Origin of the sequence: Rhodococcus sp. YH1 (genome assembly GCF_009939605.1) — a bacterium.
GTDB classification, from domain to species: domain Bacteria; phylum Actinomycetota; class Actinomycetes; order Mycobacteriales; family Mycobacteriaceae; genus Rhodococcus; species Rhodococcus aetherivorans.
Genome location: NZ_WVTE01000291.1, coordinates 95,311 through 113,660, shown reverse-complemented (window position 1 = coordinate 113,660; position 18,350 = coordinate 95,311). Strand labels below are relative to the sequence as shown.

Genomic DNA, 18,350 nt, shown 5'->3' with positions numbered 1-18,350 from the left:
CGCCCGGCGGCACCTCCGGGTTGATGTCGAAGTTGACCGAACCTTGTGCGAGATACGCAACGTCCACGACGGTCTGAAGCATGACGTGTCCTCCGTGTCTTACTGCCCCGACCACAAGGCGGGCAGGGCGGATTGGATTGCCGTGACGATGCCGACGCCGGCAGCGATCACGTCCTCGGGAACTGCGATCACGGCTCCCTTGGTCTGAATCGGCACGCCGTCGAGGGCGCGCCAGGTGGGCAGGCTCGACCGGGCCGCCGAGGCCAGGAAGCGATGCCAGCCGATCGCCCAGTGCGCAGCCACCGCACCGGTGACGATCGAGCGCAGCTGACGCACATCCTTCGGGGGCTGACCGGGCGCGTTCGCGACGGTGACCAGGCCGAGCAGCTCGCACGCCAACCCGCGGTTGCGGTGCTCGAGGATCAGATCGTGGGCGCTGGACAGACCCTCGATGGTGTCGCGGCAGACCACCACCACATACGGCGATTCGGTCTCACGGGCGTCACCGCACGGCCACTGATGCCGAGCATCCTCGGCGAAGTCCCAGTACTGGGCGAGGGTGGAGACCCCGGCCCCGCCGTGCGCGCCGAGCAGCCACACTGCAGGTCCGGGCGCAGCCACCGGGTACGGATCGACCCTCACCTCGACGCTGGTGCGTTCGCGGGTGGTCATGCCAGCTCCCCCGCCCCGGCCTGGTGATCGGTGTCGCGCTGGCCGGCCTCGATGCGGCCCAACGCGTCGAGCACGTCGGTCCAGGCGTCGATCGAGGCGGCCGACAGGCGGCGGTGATCGACGGTGCCCGGTCGCGCCAAGGTCGCATCGAAGGGCACTTCGACGAATCCGGCGACCCGTGGGGCCAGGTGCTCTCGGATCGGGGTCAGATCCACCAGGCGGTGCGGCATCTGGTGCGAGATCGACACCACCGTGCGCGTCAGCACGCCGCGCCCGTAGGTGCCGATGAGCCATTCGAGGCCGTCGCGCATCCGGGCCAGCGGTTCCGAGCGGGCCGGGGCGACGATCACGATCGCGGCCCCGGCATCGAGCAACGGGGCCAGACGCCGTGAGCGCAACGCTGTTCCGACGTCGTGGATGCGGGCCAGATGCCGGTCGGCGAGCAGGCTGTCCACCAGCGCCGTGTCCGTGGCGTCGCCGTGGCCGACGACGACGGCCCCGGTGCTGCTGAGAGCCATGCGCGAGCCGAGCTGGCGGATCGCTCGGGCCGGGTCGATCGGTTCGACACCGACCCGGTCGAGCAGGTTGCCGCCGCCGAAGGTGCCGTCGATCGCCGCGACCTGCACATCGGTGCCCAGGCGCAGGGCGGTGGCCAGGCCGAAGCAGGTGGTGGTCGCGCCCGCTCCCCCGGCGCCGGCCACCACGATGGTCGAGAGGTCTTCGGGCTGCTCGAGTTTCGGGCTACGACGCAGTGCGACAACGTTGTTCATCGATTCTCCACGTTCGCGATCTTCAACCCGCCGTCGGCGGGCAGGGTGGTGATCCACTGCTTGTGGATGCCTTCGTCTCCCACGGGCGGGAACTTCAGCAGCACATCGACCGACCAGCGGTTCGGGTCCTCGGTCGGCAGCACGCTCACGCAGTGCTCGGTCCCGACCGGAACGGCGTCGATGAACGACTGAATATCGGTGCCCGGCAGGACCATCAGGTCCGCGACGGCCGTGCCGTCACGTTCGACGTAGTAGGCGTGCTCGAACGCCTGGATCACCGCGGGGCCGGTGTCGCGGCCACCGGGACCGTTGCCGACGATCCGGCCGGGTTCGGTGACCGGGGCGCACCACGCCGGAGCCGCGACCGTCGACGTCGAGGTGGTGGTGGACGAGGACACCGCCGTCGGCGAGGGCAGCGGCGGCACCTGCGGTTCGTCGGTGGTGCCGACCGTCGCGGTGACCACCGCTGCGGAGACCACCGCCAGCACCGCGACACCGCCGCCGACGAGCATCCAGGTGCGGGATCGATCGGGGCGGGCCGTCGCGGCCGCAGAGGCGCTGTCGGTGACCGGCTGGGCGGTCCTCTCCTCGACGACCTCGACCGGAGCCGCAGCCGGAGCTGCGGCAGGGGTCGGGCGAGCAGGTCGGGCACGGCCGATCGCGGACTTCAATCCCCCACGGGTGCGTTCGGGGATCATCAGCGGGCCACGGGGAAGGTGGGCGCGGACCCACTCCGGGGCGCCTGCATAGGGGTCGACCTCGGTCGCCGTATCGCCGTATCCGGCCCCGCCGTGCTCGTCGTCGGCCAGGTTCTGATCGTCGTATCCGGCAGGGCCGTGGGCTGAGTGATCGGCAGGATGGACCGGGACCGGGTAGATCTCGGCTGCGGATTCGGCAGCGACGATCGGTTCGAGGTCGGTCTGGATGACCGACTCGTCGTCGGTAGCAGGCTGTTCGGGGACGCAGGCCGCATCGACCGGGTGGAGGTCCGATGCCGGCACCCCCGCGGCGTCGAGGGTTTCGTCCGGGATCGGGAAGTGCACCGATCCGGTCTCTCGTTCGTCGCTCGCAGTCGGCTCCGGCCCGTACCGCTCGGTCACGTCCGGGAAGAGTTGTCCTCGATTGCCGGTCGACAATGTGTCCTCCGTCGTCGGGTGGTGGGGGCGGGGCTACCCGCCCCCACCGGCGAGATGTTCGGGCAGGTCAGGCCGGGTTGATGCCGTCCGCGGCCGCGGTCGAGATCATCTCGGCGGCAGTGCCGGCCGAACCGTCGAAGAACGTGGTCAGCACGGTGTCCGCTCCCGCGACGACACCTTCGCCACCGGGCTGGACCTTCACCCACTCGCGGACCTGCGAATCGACCTGCGGAGCGGTGGTCACGACGCTGCGCACGGCGTCGGCCGCGGCCTGCCCAACCGGACCGGAGGACTGCCACTGCTCGACCGTGGCATCGGCCTGCTCGGTGAGCGCCTCCTGGTGCACATCCGGCAGCTGCACCTCGAGGGGCTGGCCCTCGTCGTCCCCGGCACCGAAGGCGGTTCCGGCCGCCAGACCGGCCGCCCCGCCGACCACCGCGCCGGGGACCGCGCCGACCGCAGCGCCGATCGCTGCGCCCGCCGCGGTCCCGGCCACGCCGGTGGTCACCGCGGGCAGCACCGGGATCGGCAGCGGCACCACACCTCCGGCCGCCGCCCCGGCGATCCCGCCGATGGTGCCGCCGATCAGCGCGCCGGGAACCGCCCCGGCCGCCCCGCCGGCCGCAGCACCGGCCACCGTCGCACCGATCTGCGCAGCAGCGACCCGATCGGCACGGCTGGCATCGACACCGACCGACTTGTAGAAGGTGGCGACCTCGGAGCGGATCAGACCGGCGGTGTTGTTGGTGCGTTCGCGGTCGTCGTCGGTGACCCAGTTCGGCTGGTTGACGTGGACATCGCCGATCATGATCTTCTCGGGTGGAGCGAGGTAGATCGGCTCCGGGGTGACCGGCTGCGGCGCCCGCAGCGTCATCGGGTCGATCGGCGGCGGAGCGCTATGCCGCTCGTAACGGTTCGTGTCGTAGTTGTAGTTCGGCAGCGGCGCGTACTGACGCTGCTGCGCCGGAGGCGGGGTCCAGTAGATCTGCTTGGCCGGAGGAGCCGGGGCCGGCTTCGGGGCGCTGGTGGTGCCGCCCTGGGTGGACGGTGCCGGGGTGCTCACCCCGCCCTGCGAGGGCAGCTCGACCGGAGCGGCCGAGGCCAGCCCCGACCCTGCTGCCACGATCGCTGCGGCCGTGGCGGGCACGACGCTCGCCTTGGCGAGCCGCGAAGCCCTGCGATGTGTGCTCATGATCGCTTCTCTCTCTCATGTGTGTGTCGGGGCGTGGAATCAGTTGAGTGCGGCGGCCGAGACGCCGCCCTGCTCGAGCACCGTCGGTCCCGCATCGACCACATGCGTCGTGGTCACGGCCGGTGCCGCGGTGGTGGAGGCGACCGTGGGCGACGGCGTGGCCGAGACGGTCTCGGTGGTGGTCGTCGGCCGGGTCGGCGTGGTGGTCGGGGCCGTTGTCGTGGAGGTCACCGTCTTCGTCGTGGTCGTGGACGTGGACGATGCCGAGGAGGCGGCGGCGTCGAGGTCGGCTGCGACCGCAGCGAGCCAGGACGCGACGAATCGTGTCGGGGCCTGCCCACTGGCGGTGGCCGGAACCGACCCGTAGGAGCCGTGCTCGGCGGCGACGTTGCGCACCGTCGTCATCGCCACCAGATCGAAGGCATCGCGGTTGGCCTCGACCTCGTTCTGCACGACCTGGAACGCCTGGCGCACGAGCCGCTGCGAGGTCGCCGGCGGAACCAGCTCGGGCAGCACACCGACCGTCTTGGCGGCGAGCACCCCGAACGCCGCGGCCGGATTGGCCAGCCCGACCGCCGCGACTGCCGCGATCGTCTCCGGGGTGAGTACCTTCTTGGCGACCGTGACAGCCGCGTTGAGGCCGATCAGACCGACCTTCATCAACGCCGCGGTCACTTCCTGCCCGGTCGGGGGTGTGGCCCGCGGATCGGACGCTTCCGCCAGACGCTGCGAGATGGTCTTCTTCGGCTGGATCGACACCGCCTCGAGGGCGTTCCTCGGAGCCGCAATGTCCTCGTTGACCACCTCGACGGCGGTGGTGAACGCCGTCGAGGCCAAGGCCCGCCCGACCGTGGCGACGGCGACGAACGGATCACCGCCGACCTCGACCTGCCCGGCGACGTTGACCACCGCCCGCACGATCGGCGCATTCGCCGGGGCGTCGCACGCCAGATCCCCGGTCTGGCACCAGGACGACACCCGCCCCGAGAGGCCGCCGTAGTCCTCGGTCAGATCGGCGACGGGGCCGATTCCGCCGCCTGCCGGGGCGGTGAACGCCACCGACGACAGCGCCTTGACCGCCCCGCCCGTGGTGCCGGGAACCGGCGACGGGGCGCTCTGCGAGGTGCCGGGGAACAGCCCCGAGGCGGCGCTGCGGGTCGGCGCGCCGAACAGGGCACCGGCCGCGATCGAGCCGGCCGGCACCGCTCCGGTGCCCTTGCCGACCGAGCGCAGGAAGTTCGAGGCGGCGTGAGCGCCCTGGGAGTAGCCGACCACCGCGAGTTTGGCCGACGGGCACTGCTCGAGCACCGTCTGCGCCGCTCGGGACAGGTTCTGCTCCCCCTCGGTGACGGACTCGACGTACGACCGGCTACCACCGGGGGTGAGGCCGCCGAACGATCCCGGATACGGGACGTAGGCCCGATCGACGCTCGCGCCCAGCTCACGAGCCTGGTCGAGCATCGGACCCATGATGTTCGACAGCATCCCGGTATCGACCTTCACCGGCGCATCCGGCGACGACTCCGTCGTGCCCTGCATCCCCAGCACATACAGATCCGGGCACCCGTCGACCAGTCCGTCGAGCCAATGCGTCTGCGCGTGCACCGGGACCAGACCACCCACACCAGCCATGACCGCAGCCGTGGTGACGGCGGTGGCCACAGTCCGCGTCCCCCAACCCTTCATCTCTCTCCATCCCTCAAACAGTCGGTCCTCAAGACCCGTAGTGATCACCCCCGCTGTTCCGGCTCTGGGGTGCCGAGCTTGTGCGGAAGCCCTGCACCCCAAAGCCGGTACGCCACAGGGCGCTGCACTGCTGTGAGTGCGCACAGCCCTTCGGGACCCGGTCCTCCGAGACAGTGGCCGCCCCGGCTGGGGACCGGCGCAAAACCCCTGTTCGCAAATTCTTGGCAAAGCATATACTCGAAAATCTCGAAACAAAAGCAAAAAACTATGAAACTTTAGCGAAGGGGGTGACGGTGACGGTTGAAGCAGAGCGTCGCAAATCCCCAGCTCTTTCGAGGTACCGAAGGCGTCTGATTCAGACATTGGCCGGTAAGGTCGATGCGATGACAAACGAGCGGGCGCGTTTTGCGCGAATAGTTGCCGAGCGGAGGCGCCTGCTTGGCTTGACTCTCGACCAGCTGCAACAAGCCGGCGGGCCGTCCGACGTGACTACGGGCAAGATAGAAAAAGGCGCCATCGCTTCCCCGAGCGCCCGTACTCTGCGACGCCTCGACACCGGTCTGCAGTGGACCGAGGGATCTGCGGCGAGGGCCTTCGCCGGCGGGGATCCCACTGCCTTGGAGGAGGTCCCGTCCATACGGCGCTCGACTCCCGGTGCGGTCAACGCCGCTGCGGACTCGGTGACCCTCTCGCTGACCGTGGTCAACGAGTTGTCCGACCTCGCGAAGCGGTACGAGAAGTTGGCGGGGACGATCGAGGACCGGGAACTGGTCGCCGAACTGGGTCAAATCAACGCCGATTTCGACTTGTTGGTCGATCGCATCCTGCGGGCATGGTTGATCGCCCAGCTCGAACGCAAGTCGGCGCCGGACTCACCGGTGCGAGGTGATCCGGTGGTGGAGATGCTGATCGGGGACTACCTCAATCGCACTCCTGAGCCCCCGTCTGTCGAGGACGCCCACGAGCTGCTGTACCTGCGGTGGCTGACGGGTCGGGCCGGGGAGATCGACGAAGCGACCGAGCACGCGTTCGTCACACAGTGGAGCAAAGCGCAGAAGGAGGACCGTCCGTGAACTACCTGGCCCCGTCCCTCGGGCAGAAGCTCGAGCGGCTTCTTGCGTTCTACCACCACCGCAACGAACCCGAGTTGACGTTGCAGGCGGTGGCCACCATCGTCGGACAGCGCATCGGCGAGCCGGTCCCGGTGGAACTGCTCGAAGAGGTCCGCTCCGGTGAGCGGACCTCGCTGCCGGTCACTGTCACCGACGCGCTGTGCGACGCCTTCAAGGTCGACCGTGACTACCTGCGCCTGAGCGGTGGCCGGGATATCGACATCGATCAACGGTTGCGGCTGTGGATCACCATCCGGGACCGCGGGCTGCACCACTTCGCCGCGCGTGCCACCAGCCTGACGCGCGAAGACCTCGAGCGACTCATCGCGGAAATCGAGCGGATGACGCCGCAGACCGGCGGACTCAGACAGGCGTGAAGCGCAGACGAAGGCCCTTCGGGCGCAACGTCAGAGTTTCTTCCACCTCGAGCGCATAGCCGGGTTCGGGGGTGATGTCGAACCGCAGCACCAGGGTCGCCAGGGCCAGGGTCATCTCGTGTAAGGCGAACTGCCGGCCGATGCACGAGCGGATGCCGGTGCCGAACGGTTTGAACAGCTCCGGTGCCCGAGCACGGTTGTGCTCGGGGGCGAAGCGATCCGGGTTGAACCGGTCGGCGTCGGAACCCCAGGCCGGATCGCGTTGTACCGCCAGTAGCAGCACGAACACCCATTCCCCGGCCGTGAACTCGTGCTCGCCCACCCGGGTGTCCTTTTTGGCGGAGCGGAAGAAGCCCGGAGCCGTGGGCCACAGCCGCAGTGCTTCGTTGATCACCTGGCGCGTGTAGCGCAACCGCGGCACGTCCTCGTACCGGACGGAGCCGTCGCCGAGGATCCCGCGAGCCTCCTCGCGCATCCGGGAGGCCACCGCCGGGTCTTGGGCGATGAAGTGCAGCGCGAAGCTCAGGGCGTTGACGGAGGTCTCGTGGCCGGCCACGAGGAAGGTCAGCACCTGATTGCGGATGTTCTCCGGATCGAGCGTGGCACCGTCGTCCGGATGCAGCATCCGGTCCAGCAGATCACTCCGGCGCTCGCCCGACCGCTGCCGGGCCGTAATCACCTCGTCCACGGTCTCGACCAGCAAGGCATGGTCGAGCTCGTTCTGTTTCTCGTCCTTGCGCTGCAGGAACTTACCGACGAAGGGCACCGGGATCGCACTGTTCTGCGCGAAGGTCAGTGCTCGGCTCATCGCGGCCACGAAGGGATGCTCGCTGCCGCCGAACGAATCGAACGAGTAGCCGAAGCCACAGCGACCGATCACCTCGAGGGTGAGCTTGCCCATCTCGTCCACGACCGGTACGTGTGCGTCCGTGCCGGCGAGGTCCTTGCCCAGCTCGTCGACGACCTCGACCATCACGTCGTGGTAGGAGACCATCGCCTCCTTGGTGAAGCCGGGCATGAGGACCTCGTGTGCTCGGGCCCAGCTCGATTCCCAGTTGTAGGCGGTGAAGAGCCCGTCCGCCACCAGCGGTCGCAGCCGTTCGAGAGGCCGGCCGACGTACTTCTCCCACACCGTGTCGTCGAAGACCTGCGCGGCGAGCTCCGCGGAGCCGACGAAGGTCAGGTCCGTCCCGAGAATGGAGCGCCGGTAGATCGGCCCGAGCTCCTCGAACCGCTGCAACGTGGTCTGGTTCGGTTTCTCCTTGGACATTCCCAGGACATCGCCGATGAACGGCACCCGCCGCGGCGGATGCGGAATCGTCGTGTTCGGCACTAGCCGTTCCTTCCCCTTGTCACACGCTCACGGCGTCGGCCGGGCGTTTGGTCCATGCTTGCGCGATGCGCAGCAGTTCGTCTTCGTCGGCGAGCCACCGTGGCGTGGTCACGCGGGATTCCGCCGCCCCGGCTCTGCGCCGCTCGAGCGCGTTGACGATCGCGGCGCACCGCTGCGCCGGGGTGGCCTCATCCCGCCGCTCCTGCTCGGTCATGTACGGCAGGAGGGTGAACACCGCGTCCTCGCACTCGATCCGCATCCGGTGCTCGCGATCGACACTGTTCGGCAGCAGCCCCGTCGATTCGATCGACATGGCCGGCAATGCGGTCGACAGGTCCTGCCACATCGGCGTCAACGTCAGCACGGCCACCGACGACGGATCGTTGCGCAGTTTCGCCCGGACCGCCGCGAACACCGGAGCGGCGACGACAGCCGCCAACACGCACGCGGTCGGCAAGAAGAGCACATCGTTGGACTGGCTGCGCCAGTCGGTGAACCCGTTGGTCACCTCCGCGGACATCAACACGGCGTTGGCGAATCGTGTCAGGTGATCGAAGGCCGACACGCCGCCGGTGCCCAGGATCAGTCCTGCCCACAGCCGAGTGGACCGGTTCTGCTCACCGTCGCGGAGGATGCGCAGGCACGCGTACGCCACCGCGGCCACCGCCAGCGGCATCTGGGCCGCGTAGATCGCCATGTACGTCACGGTCCGCACCGAGCGCAGCTCCTCGATGGCGACACCGGCGGAGCGGGCCGGCGCGCTGATCCAGGCCATCACCAGCATCCACCCCACGATCAGGGCGTAGCACCCGACGATCGTGCGCCGCGGAATCTTCCGCACCTTGCGGTAGGCCAGGACGATAAGGAAGATCGCGGCCGCCCCGAGCATGGCGAAGCCGTGGGTGAGTAGGCGAATGTCCGACAGGGTCAGGGGTGTGGCCCCCAGCAGAACGGTCTGTACCGCACCGTCTCGGAGCAGTGAGGCGCCCAGCCACCACACCAATAACCAGGTGATCTGCTGGTCGAGTTGGCGTTCGGAGACGAAAAGAGCCCGGGCCACGATGACCAGGGCGAGGAAGCCCATCATGGGGATGCTTGCCCACTCCGGCAGCGCGGAGGTGGCCTCCTGATGCAGCAGAGCGCTCATCGCAGCGGGGCGAAGACGCCGGCGATTCGATGCAGATCACCGTGACTGTCCAGGTCGATCGGGCCGCGACTGAGCACCGCCAGGTGCGTGCCGAGCAATTCGGCTTCCGCCTCGGTCGGAGAGTCGAAGGTCGAACGCCGCATCATGTACTCGATTCCCTCCAAGCTCAGCCCCTCGGTCAGGGCACTTTCCGTCGGGCGGAATGGCTCTCCCGGGTGCTGACCGAGCACATGGCCGACCTCGTGAAAGATCTGCTGACGCTGATGGCGAACCGAGCGAGCCGGGTCATAGCGGATGACGTATCGCGTCGGGCCACCGAAGAGCAGCCCGCATCGGGTCTGCAGATCCGTCGACAGGCCCGGCCACGGCTCCAACTCCACCGCCTTCCCGGTGTCCTCTTCCAGCCAGCTGAGGAACTCCGCGACCGTCCACGGCGGCTCGAGGGGCACCCGATCGAGGATCTGCGCGATCCGTTCGCGTCGATCGCCCCCGCGTCTCAGCACTCGCTACCTCCCCTTCAGGCCTCCCCTGCCAGATGGCGGAACCTTCGGAGCATAACGCAAGCCATACTCTCGCCAGGCATCACTAAACGAAGGCAAAGAATTAGCGAATAGTATGAAAGAATCCGAGTTGGCGGTCGAGGCGTGGGCGTGTCGGACATGTTTTACGCCTCACCTGTCACAAGATGGTCAAGGCATCGCCTCGGCTCGGGCCGACCGGCCATGTTGGCACAGGTTGAACGGTGGAGGGAGAACTGCAGTGGGAATGGCTAGCAAGGGTGCCCGTACCCGCGTGGTCACCCGCGTCCCGGACGAAGTCTACGAAGCCCTCGAGGAGGGTCGCCGAGCTGCTGGGGTCGAATCGATCAGCCAGTACGTCGCGGACCTGCTCGCAGTGACCACCGGCCACCATCTACTCGTCCGCGAGCTTCAGCGCCATCGCGAGGAGGAGGTTCGTATGTCTGCGTAGCTCACGAGTGGCTTCAGCAACTTCATAAGCAAAACGCAGACCACATGAGAAAACCCCCAGCCGTGCGGGGCTGAGGGTCCTCAAAGTTGGTGAGAGCTAAGCGGCCAAACTCGGCTCTCGTACTGCTTTCCCCGAAGGGACTGTCTTGCCGGACAGGTCTCAGGGTACATCGCGCCCTGAATCAGAGCCAACGATCGCTGCGCGTGTCGCCACTTTCACCGGTGACACCTCACCGAATCGTCACCTTTTCGACGTGTGCACGCGCCGCTGGTCGCCGCGTGCCCGGGTGCGGATCGACCCGGATCGTACCCACACGTATGCCACCACGATGGCCATGCCCGCCCAGGCGCCCGGATTTCCGTGGGCGCTCTACCTGGCCGGCGCGGACCATCGCTACCGCCTGCTGGCGTTCGACCTCGACAGCGGGCGCCACGGCCCCGAGGTCGCGCGCGCCGATGCCGACCGGTTGGCCGCGCACCTCACAGAGCTGGGTGTTCCGCATCTGCGCGCTCGGTCCGGGCCCAGCGGTGGGCAGCACCTCTGGCTGCGCCTCGCCGCGCCGGGCGCCGCCCCGGACGAGGTGCGTCGCCTCGCCCACGCCCTGCGCCAGCACTATCCCAGCCTCGACACCGCCCCGTTGACCAACCCCGCCACCGGCGCCGTCCGCCCGCCCGGGGCCCCGCACCGCCGCGGCGGGCAGTCCCGACCCCACCTGCACGGCGCCGCCCTCGACGCCGCCCTCGCCCGCCTCGACACCGAAACCGCTCCGGAGGTGGTGGACTGGTTGCTGGCCCGGCACCCCCACTCCGCCGCCTCGGCCCCCCGCCGCCCCGCCGGGGCGGTGCGCATCGTCGATCCGGTCTCCAATCCCCGGCTGGACCGGCCGCGGCGCCCGCTCACCGACACCACCCGGGCCCTGCTCGATGCTGCGCCGGCACCCGGCGCGGACCGCTCGGCGATCGTGCACAGCATCTTTCTGGGTATGGCCCGCGCCGGCCACAGTCTCGCCGACGCCCGGGCGGCCGCCGCGACGGCGCCGGGACTGGTCCGGCTGCGTGAGGACCGCGCCCGCGGCCGCGAGGACACCGACCGGCAATGGCGCCGCGCCCTGGACACCGCCGCGCACTTCGCCCCCACTCCCCCGCCCACCCGGGCACCGGTCGACGACGAACTCGACCGCATCGAGGCCGCCATCGGAGCCGCCCCGGCGCACTGGGCCCGCCCCGGCGGGGCCAGCGACGAACGCATCCTCTACGCCCTGCTCGCGCTCGCCCGCACCGCGCGCACCCGCGTCCTGGACATCGACTGCCGCCGCCTCGCCCAGGCCGCGGCCGTCGACGCCTCCACCGTCTCCCGTCGGCTGCGGGTGCTGGCCCACGAGTCCTGGGTGCGGTGCATCCGCACCGGAAGCGGAACCCGCGCCGCCACCTGGCAACTCGAACTCCCCGACCCGGGGGCATCGCTACCGGTTGCAACACAAGGGGAACCCGCCCCCGCTCCGGGGCACCCCTCCGCCCTGCTGGAGCACCACACGCACGACCTCTGGGCGAACCGGTCCGGGCTGGGTGGGGCGGCTGCCCGTATCCACTGGGCCGTAGTTTCGGAAAAACCTTCTATTTCCGGAGCGGGCAGAAATTCGATTGAGGTGGCTGCCCTGACCGGGTACAGCCTCGCCACCGTCACTCGTACCCTGTCCATCCTCGCCCGATTGGGCGTGCCTACCGATGTGCGAGCCGATATCCCCTCTCTCCGGGACAAACTCGATGACGCGGCGGATCGTGTCGGAACCGCCGGTGTCGGAGCACAGCGGGTCCGACGTCATCTTCTCGATCGGGAGCTGCACCGTTGGTGGCTCGAAGAGCAGGGATGGCGCTGCCGACGCGGCAAGAAGACCGGCGTACCCCGCACGGTCTCGCTGACCATCGCCCTGCCGATCGACGCGCCCGCTCGGCTGCGGTACGGCCGATTTCCGGTGACCGATACCGGCCGCGCCGACTATCGTGCGGCGCGAGCCGTGGTGACCCGCTTATTCTCCCTGGTCGGGACTCCCCCGACGGAGTCAGGTCAATGCAATGAGGCGGCTTGAACACCCTCAGGCATTTACTTCGTGAGATCGGTACGAGTCCACTTCGGCGATCTGAGCGAGGATGAGCGCGGCCGAGGCCCGCGATTCCACGATTGGAACGATCGCAGGCCCAGTTACGGATTGCCAAGCCGCAGATCGCGCCGGTGACTTGCGGGGATGGTGGCCGCCGCGCACTACAAACTACGTGCCGGTGCGCCGCCCCGACCTAGTGGCGTGAACAGGGCAAGGACCCCCGACCGCGGGAGGGGGTGACCGATGCACCGCGCAAGGCGGTGACACACGAAGCAAGAGGTCGTTGCAGCGATGAGTCTGCCCCACGCCCGCAGTTAATCTCTGCGACCGAGACATCCCACTTCATTGGGAGCCGAGCCATGGGCCTGATCCAGACGGAGTGGACTTCTCGTTCGGCGGCCGGCAGGCACCCCTGCTCGCCGAGACCACGGGCGCGCAGATCGCTGCCGGCTACCAGAGCACCGACGCCCTGCTGCTCGGTCTGCGGACCTACGACATCTTCGCCGCCTGTTGGCCGTACCAGGGCAGCCGGCGAGGACGACGAGATCGCCACACGCTTTAACAGCGTCCCCGAGTACGTGGCCTCCCGCGGCCCGGCCAGACCTCTCCTGGTCCGGCTCCGCGCAGTTGTGTCCAGATCTCGTCGGCGCGGTGCGCGAGATCCGGGGACCGGTACGTGCACATCAAGGGCGTCGGGAGCCTGAGCCTGGTCCAGCCGCTCCTGCGCGAGAAACTCTTCGACCGTCTCGACCTCTGGGTGCATCCGATCGTGCTCGGTGTGGGGAAGAATATGCGCGCCGTTAGAAGCATGCACGGCATGCATGCAACGCATGCCGTGCATAGGGATTCATCCGTTGCAGGTGGCACATGCAAGCCGCGCTCTGCATGGAAACGATGCGCTGCATGCGAGGGATGCACTCCCAGGCGAGCAAGCTCTCCAGGCAGTGCGGGCCGAGCACTGCGATCTTGTGATGCGTTTTATGCATGCATCGCATGCAAAGCACGGCATGCATGCAGTGCACGCCTTGCGTGTGACGCGAAGTTTGCATAACGTGCGGCGTGTGCACGAGGCGCATGCCGTGTTGCACGTGCAAACTGTGCAAGGCACGTCTGCACCGCACGACGTGCATGACACGCACTTCTTGCACTGACCGAAAGGCTTGCAATGCAACCGCGCAAAATCGCTATCGCCAATCAGAAGGGCGGCGTAGGGAAGACCGCAACGGCCCTCGGGCTCGCAAGTGCGGTGTCCGCCAAAGGTGGCAAAGTCCTGATCATCGACGCAGACTCGCAGGGCAACGCAACCAACGGCCTTGGCGTCACCGTCGATGCAGGCATGCTCACCACCTATCACCTGATGAACCGCACGGCGGAAGGAAGTGCCGCGGACGCCGTGGTTGCAACAGAGTGGGAAGGCGTCGACCTCATCCCGGCAGACGAAGAACTGGGCAAGATCGAATCGGACGGATCGAACGATCTCGTGTTCCGCCTGGACGTCGCCTTCGAGGGTCTGGATCTAAGCCCCTACGACATCGTTCTGTTCGACTGCGCGCCCAGTCTCGGCAAAGTGCTGTTCGCGGTCCTTATCGCCGCGGACGGGGTAGTGGCCGTCACCGAGCCAACAATCGACAGCGTGCAAGGCGTTGAGAAACTCGACGAAACCATCCGCACCGTCCGCAAACGCGCAAACCCGAAGCTGGCTTTCGACAAGGTAGTCCTCAGTCGGCGCCGCAACACCGGGGAACATATCTTTCGCGAGCAGGAACTTCGGGACAGCTACGGCGATCTCGTCGCTCGCACGATCATCCCGGAGTTGGCGGCCCGCCAGGACGCCCACAGCCTCCGTCAGCCCATCCATCAGTTCCGTGGCGGACGCGCTCTTTCCCTCCAGACCGCATACAGCGATCTCCTTACCGAACTCGCGATTCTTTCCGGAGGCACACAGTGACGGCTCAACGGCAACCGGCGATCCGCAAGACTCACCCGGCCGAAGACCTGCCGGAGCGGCCACTCCGGTCAGATGTTGCACCCATTCCATCTCCCGCGGTGCCAGCGTCGACCGTCATAGCGGGGGAGCAGGGATCAGAAGGTCTCACCATGACTCACAACACGCGGATCCGGCCCAGCCTCAAAGCGCGGCTTCGCAGGGGAGTGGACAAGCTCCGCTACGAAACCGGGGATCGGACAATCAGCGAGGCGTCGCTTACCGACAAGGCCCTTGAGGAATACCTCGACAAGCACGGACTGTGACCATTGCATGCACGCTTTGCATGCCTTGCATGCAGTGCGTTGAACGCATGGCTAAGTGCACTGCAGTCAAGCTGGTTGCGCTGCCTCCAAGACCCGACCGCAACGGCACTCTTAAAGGAAGAACAACTTCGCCATGAAGGACGATCTCGTGCAGAGTGCACGCCGACGATTGCACTCGAAGACCACGGCCCTGGGTGCTGTTGCAGCGATGACGCTGGTGCTTGCAGCGCTGGCGTTCACCTTGTCGTTCGATGCGTTGCGTCAGCTCACCTTGGAAATCGGTGTGCGCCCGGAACTGGCCTGGATGGCGCCGGTGGCACTCGATGTTGCACAGGCCGCCGCCGCGCTGGCTCTCGTTGCATTGGGGACCGACGACGAGTTCCGCGGTGCCCGTCGGTACTGCAAGGCCCTGGCCACGGGCACGGTCCTGCTCAGCGTGGCCGGCAACGGCTACCACGCCTTCCGTCTGGCCGGGCAGCGGCACGCGCAGGCCGCGGCCGGTGTCGATGTCGGGTACCAGCCGCAACCGGCTGCCATCGCCGCCTGCATTGCGATGATCGTGCCGCTGCTGTTTTTGGCCCTGTTGCATCTGTTCACCACAATCGTGCGGGCGCTGGCCGTCGAACGCGGCCGCTACAACGAGGCGGTGCACGACGCGCACCTGATGACCCCCCAGGAGCAGCCCGCGAGCACACCCGGGGCATCGGAGGTGCACGACTCTGCAGAGGATGCACCCGTCGGGCACGACGTGCATTACCCCGGTGCACGCGTGCACACCGATGCCTCCGCCGTTGCCGCCGAGCCTGCAACGGTGCAGCCGCAAGGCACCGGGCGCCACGGCGAGGATGCATCGGGGGAGGCCGTCGTGCAGGCCCCGGCTCCTGTCGATGCACCGCCCGAGCCGCACCTTGCGCCGACGTTCGGTGGCTATCGGCAGACGGTCGACGGCCTGCGCGAGTTCCTGGCCGGGTGCACGCTGCGCAGTGAAGAGAAGGAGGTCGCGGCGATCCTGCTGGACCGCCCGCAGCTGACCTATGCGCAGGTGGCCACCGAGCTGGAGGACACCCCGTCCCCGTCGACGGTGTGCCGGCGCTGGCAGCGCTTCAAGAACGCCGCCTACGCCGAAGGCTTCGAAATCCCGCCGGTGGTGCCGCTTCCGCTCGACGCAGTCACTCCCCGCGAGGAGCAGTTGGTGCCAGTGTGACCAGACTCCACCCGGGGTTGCACGCCAGGCCGTGCGGGTAGGTGCCCGGAGCACCGAACGAACCGTGGCCCGGCGAGGCGCGCGGAGTGGAGGCGGAGAAAACAGTGACGCCAGGACGGCGCTTCCCCCGCCGTCCCGGCGTCGAGTCCCACTCTAACAGAACTGTTCGAACAAGTGTTCCCATTAGCGGGAAAGTGGTGCGACCATCATGGATGTGGCCCTGCATGAGCGAGCACCGACGATCTGCCCAGCGGGGCACCGGCTCACACGGAACACCGTTCTGGTGGGATGGATCCCGTGCGACTGCACCCCCGGCACCGGCGGCCACCGCACCTGGACGTGCCGCACCTGCGAGCTCACCATCGGCTCACCGCCCCATGTCGGCCCGCCGCGGCCGGGAGTGCGGTGGTCCTGAAACAAGCGAACGCCCCGGGGTGTTGGGTGCCGGGGCGCTCACCGGGCAGCGTACGACGCCTGTCCGACATCCCGCCCCGGCGTGTGAGGCGGTGTTGGTTCCGTGGGGCGTCGGTTCTGTGTATTGTCGCCAGGTCACGCACGGTCCCCTCGGACGTGCGGGGCCCGCGTGCCCCGGCGCTTCACCCCCCGCCGCCGGGGCACCGGCCTACCCGGCGGATGCAACGACCGCGCTGAGGGTGGCTCGCGGGGACGGTGATGCCCGGTCGTGTCGAGCACCCGGGCGGCCACATAGGGCGCCGGCCGGTGTCACGGTGACGGTCCGCTCCCGGGTCCCGTGGGCATTCCCGAATACGTGGTGCGGGGCGGTGAGGGAGTGGCCCGCTATCGTTGAGGGTGTCCTGGCGAAGAGTCAGGAAAGTGAGGCCGGGAGCCCGCACGTTTTGCGTGGTCGCCCGGCCTTTGCGCTTGTCTACGGCACCCGAGCCGCGGTGACCGGCGAGTCGATCGCACGCCGCAGCTGTCCGCTGGCGGTGTAGGCGTAGGCGATCAGGTCCGCGGCCCACAGCAACTCGTGCGCGTACCGGCGGTCCACCCTCGCCCGCACCGTCGTGGGCGCCCCGATGTGGGCGAGGGCGCCGGTGCGCCGCGAGATCCTGCGTGTCCTGGGCACAGGATTCAACCAGGATGCGGCGCGCCCCGAGCTCGGCGCTGTGCACCGCCAACGCCGCCGGCAACCGGCCTGGGACCTGCCGGTGCGGGCGACCGGCAATTCGGGGCGGTGCATAGGTGGGCCTGCCGGATCTTCCGATGTGCGGGCGAAGGCCGCCACGATCCGCCACCGGTTCTGCCGGGCGCTCGTCGCGGCGGTGCCGCCGGCCGGCGGTTGTGCGGCCTCGAGCGCGCGCATCGTCGTGCGGGCCGGGAGCCGGAACCTCGGAAACCGCCACCACCGCGCAGAGCAGATAGTCCTTCGTCTTCGCCTCGTCGACGACGATCTCCACGGTCGCCCGTCGCACCTTCTTCCTCCGGTATCCGGCCCACGGCATGGTCGCCGATCACTACAGCCCGCCCCACATCCACCGGTAGTCCGCGACCTGCCCGGTCCGGACCGGCTTTTCCGCCGAGCCTCACTGAATGCCGGGGCCGGTCCTGCCGGCACGGCCCACGCACGGCTCCCAACCTGGCCGGAGCCTGCTCGGCGCGCCTGCCCAAGAACCTGTGCCGCCTCGGTTACGGTCGCGGCAGCTCGCGAGTTGAGGGGCGAGAGCGCCCCCGGATCATCGAGGGGGCGCCCGGCATGGAGACCGACGAACAGCTGCACCAGTGGGCGTGGCAGCTGCGCCACGACGGCCGCGACTGGAGCGAGGTCGCCACCGAACTCGGCTGCACCGAAGACCTCGCCCGCGCCATGGCCGACCGGCACCGCCGCGACACCGAAACCCAGGCCCAGGCCGACCAATTCTCCCTGTTCGACCTGTAACCCCCGACCGGAGCAACACCCCCGGCACAGCCTCCAGTGCCGCCGACGACGTCGGTACGCGCACTGCCGGCGCGCGCACCCGAAGGTCGGATTCACGTCGATCAGGAGAACGGCACGCGTACCGCCATCCGCCGCGCCCACGGCGAACCTCACCCGCTGCGGGGGCGGTGGCGGTGTCCTCCGCAGGAACTACCCTTTGCATGGTGGCGCCCGGCGGAAACGGGGACGTCCCTCGGCACCAATTCGGGCGTTGTAGCGCTATAACGCGCGGAGCGGGTGCCTCCCAGGCTCCGTGCGCCGCGGCCCGTCCGGAAACACCCTCTCGCTGGGGCCTTTCCGGACGGCAACGGCCTTGCAGACCGGTCTCGGTCGGCTACAGCCTTCCTCTGGAGTGAGGCGGCGGCCGTCGTGCCGGCGGCGCAGCGTGCTCGTCCCTCTCCCCTGCGCCGGGCCGGTGTCGCTGGGGGATGTCGACCGGGTGACGGCCCGACGGCAGAGTCTCTCACG

17 protein-coding genes and 1 pseudogene are annotated in these 18,350 nt (G+C 68.6%); 9 read left to right on the top strand and 9 right to left on the bottom strand.

Annotated features, from left to right (window positions below):
• Positions 1-99: 99 nt before the first annotated feature.
• From AIIKEEIJ_RS31675 to AIIKEEIJ_RS31655, 5 genes are all read right to left on the bottom strand, one after another.
• Complete coding sequence (locus tag AIIKEEIJ_RS31675; RefSeq protein WP_161996031.1) at positions 100-672, bottom strand: DUF6668 family protein; 573 nt, start codon at positions 670-672, stop codon at positions 100-102.
• A complete protein-coding gene (locus AIIKEEIJ_RS31670; protein ID WP_161996030.1) occupies positions 669-1,442 on the bottom strand; it encodes a hypothetical protein in 774 nt (257 codons plus the stop codon). Before AIIKEEIJ_RS31670 ends, AIIKEEIJ_RS31675 begins: the two co-directional genes overlap by 4 nt.
• A complete protein-coding gene (locus tag AIIKEEIJ_RS31665) occupies positions 1,439-2,542 on the bottom strand; it encodes a hypothetical protein (RefSeq protein WP_161996029.1) in 1,104 nt (367 codons plus the stop codon). Before AIIKEEIJ_RS31665 ends, AIIKEEIJ_RS31670 begins: the two co-directional genes overlap by 4 nt.
• A 103-nt stretch (positions 2,543-2,645) precedes the next feature.
• Positions 2,646-3,770 carry an insoluble domain protein gene (locus AIIKEEIJ_RS31660; RefSeq protein ID WP_202917088.1) on the bottom strand — a complete coding sequence of 375 codons (1,125 nt, stop codon included), beginning with the start codon at positions 3,768-3,770 and terminating at the stop codon, positions 2,646-2,648.
• Between the two features lie 39 nt (positions 3,771-3,809).
• Positions 3,810-5,402, bottom strand: coding sequence for a cutinase family protein (locus tag AIIKEEIJ_RS31655; RefSeq protein ID WP_238406416.1), 1,593 nt, complete (start codon positions 5,400-5,402; stop codon positions 3,810-3,812).
• Between the two features lie 437 nt (positions 5,403-5,839).
• Here AIIKEEIJ_RS31655 and AIIKEEIJ_RS31650 point away from each other — a divergent pair, with 437 nt between their 5' ends.
• The gene (locus tag AIIKEEIJ_RS31650; RefSeq protein WP_161996027.1) at positions 5,840-6,529 is read left to right on the top strand and encodes a helix-turn-helix domain-containing protein; all 690 of its coding nucleotides are present in this window, start codon (positions 5,840-5,842) and stop codon (positions 6,527-6,529) included.
• Complete coding sequence (locus tag AIIKEEIJ_RS31645; RefSeq protein WP_006933563.1) at positions 6,526-6,945, top strand: hypothetical protein; 420 nt, start codon at positions 6,526-6,528, stop codon at positions 6,943-6,945. Before AIIKEEIJ_RS31650 ends, AIIKEEIJ_RS31645 begins: the two co-directional genes overlap by 4 nt.
• Here the strand turns inward: AIIKEEIJ_RS31645 and AIIKEEIJ_RS31640 are convergent.
• The 3 genes from AIIKEEIJ_RS31640 to AIIKEEIJ_RS31630 are packed head-to-tail and all read right to left on the bottom strand — an operon-like array spanning position 6,932 to position 9,874.
• Positions 6,932-8,278 carry a cytochrome P450 gene (locus tag AIIKEEIJ_RS31640; protein ID WP_006933565.1) on the bottom strand — a complete coding sequence of 449 codons (1,347 nt, stop codon included), beginning with the start codon at positions 8,276-8,278 and terminating at the stop codon, positions 6,932-6,934. The genes AIIKEEIJ_RS31645 and AIIKEEIJ_RS31640 overlap by 14 nt on opposite strands.
• A gap of 19 nt (positions 8,279-8,297) precedes the next feature.
• The gene (locus AIIKEEIJ_RS31635; protein ID WP_006933567.1) at positions 8,298-9,425 is read right to left on the bottom strand and encodes a DUF6545 domain-containing protein; all 1,128 of its coding nucleotides are present in this window, start codon (positions 9,423-9,425) and stop codon (positions 8,298-8,300) included.
• The gene (locus AIIKEEIJ_RS31630) at positions 9,422-9,874 is read right to left on the bottom strand and encodes a hypothetical protein (RefSeq protein ID WP_231386047.1); all 453 of its coding nucleotides are present in this window, start codon (positions 9,872-9,874) and stop codon (positions 9,422-9,424) included. The genes AIIKEEIJ_RS31635 and AIIKEEIJ_RS31630 overlap by 4 nt, the downstream gene beginning before the upstream one ends.
• A gap of 316 nt (positions 9,875-10,190) precedes the next feature.
• Between AIIKEEIJ_RS31630 and AIIKEEIJ_RS31625 the strand changes: the two genes are divergently transcribed.
• The 6 genes and pseudogenes from AIIKEEIJ_RS31625 (at position 10,191) to AIIKEEIJ_RS31600 (ending at position 15,946) form a co-directional block, all read left to right on the top strand.
• Entirely contained in the window at positions 10,191-10,394 is a 204-nt protein-coding gene (locus AIIKEEIJ_RS31625) for a hypothetical protein (RefSeq protein WP_029547261.1), read from the top strand.
• 286 nt (positions 10,395-10,680) lie between these two features.
• Complete coding sequence (locus AIIKEEIJ_RS31620; protein ID WP_161996050.1) at positions 10,681-12,480, top strand: hypothetical protein; 1,800 nt, start codon at positions 10,681-10,683, stop codon at positions 12,478-12,480.
• A gap of 346 nt (positions 12,481-12,826) precedes the next feature.
• Positions 12,827-13,285: pseudogene (locus AIIKEEIJ_RS33455) on the top strand (dihydrofolate reductase family protein); the annotation flags it as partial.
• Positions 13,286-13,657: 372 nt separating this feature from the next.
• Complete coding sequence (locus AIIKEEIJ_RS31610) at positions 13,658-14,440, top strand: ParA family protein (protein WP_044475753.1); 783 nt, start codon at positions 13,658-13,660, stop codon at positions 14,438-14,440.
• A gap of 149 nt (positions 14,441-14,589) precedes the next feature.
• Complete coding sequence (locus tag AIIKEEIJ_RS33450) at positions 14,590-14,742, top strand: hypothetical protein (protein WP_006933579.1); 153 nt, start codon at positions 14,590-14,592, stop codon at positions 14,740-14,742.
• Positions 14,743-14,875: 133 nt separating this feature from the next.
• Complete coding sequence (locus AIIKEEIJ_RS31600; protein ID WP_238406400.1) at positions 14,876-15,946, top strand: DUF2637 domain-containing protein; 1,071 nt, start codon at positions 14,876-14,878, stop codon at positions 15,944-15,946.
• Between the two features lie 886 nt (positions 15,947-16,832).
• Here AIIKEEIJ_RS31600 and AIIKEEIJ_RS31595 read toward each other — a convergent pair.
• Positions 16,833-17,033, bottom strand: coding sequence for a hypothetical protein (locus AIIKEEIJ_RS31595; RefSeq protein ID WP_155948114.1), 201 nt, complete (start codon positions 17,031-17,033; stop codon positions 16,833-16,835).
• A 627-nt stretch (positions 17,034-17,660) separates the two neighbouring features.
• On the opposite strand from AIIKEEIJ_RS31595, the gene AIIKEEIJ_RS31590 reads away from it, so the two are divergent.
• Entirely contained in the window at positions 17,661-17,843 is a 183-nt protein-coding gene (locus tag AIIKEEIJ_RS31590) for a hypothetical protein (RefSeq protein WP_006934733.1), read from the top strand.
• Positions 17,844-18,350 lie beyond the last annotated feature (507 nt).

Coding starts and splice junctions, on each gene's coding strand:
- AIIKEEIJ_RS31675 (WP_161996031.1), bottom strand. CDS start 672: ATGACCACCCGCGAACGCACCAGCGTCGAGGTGAGGGTCGATCCGTAC.
- AIIKEEIJ_RS31670 (WP_161996030.1), bottom strand. CDS start 1,442: ATGAACAACGTTGTCGCACTGCGTCGTAGCCCGAAACTCGAGCAGCCC.
- AIIKEEIJ_RS31660 (WP_202917088.1), bottom strand. CDS start 3,770: ATGAGCACACATCGCAGGGCTTCGCGGCTCGCCAAGGCGAGCGTCGTG.
- AIIKEEIJ_RS31655 (WP_238406416.1), bottom strand. CDS start 5,402: ATGGCTGGTGTGGGTGGTCTGGTCCCGGTGCACGCGCAGACGCATTGG.
- AIIKEEIJ_RS31650 (WP_161996027.1), top strand. CDS start 5,840: ATGACAAACGAGCGGGCGCGTTTTGCGCGAATAGTTGCCGAGCGGAGG.
- AIIKEEIJ_RS31635 (WP_006933567.1), bottom strand. CDS start 9,425: ATGAGCGCTCTGCTGCATCAGGAGGCCACCTCCGCGCTGCCGGAGTGG.
- AIIKEEIJ_RS31625 (WP_029547261.1), top strand. CDS start 10,191: ATGGCTAGCAAGGGTGCCCGTACCCGCGTGGTCACCCGCGTCCCGGAC.
- AIIKEEIJ_RS31610 (WP_044475753.1), top strand. CDS start 13,658: ATGCAACCGCGCAAAATCGCTATCGCCAATCAGAAGGGCGGCGTAGGG.
- AIIKEEIJ_RS33450 (WP_006933579.1), top strand. CDS start 14,590: ATGACTCACAACACGCGGATCCGGCCCAGCCTCAAAGCGCGGCTTCGC.
- AIIKEEIJ_RS31600 (WP_238406400.1), top strand. CDS start 14,876: ATGAAGGACGATCTCGTGCAGAGTGCACGCCGACGATTGCACTCGAAG.
- AIIKEEIJ_RS31590 (WP_006934733.1), top strand. CDS start 17,661: ATGGAGACCGACGAACAGCTGCACCAGTGGGCGTGGCAGCTGCGCCAC.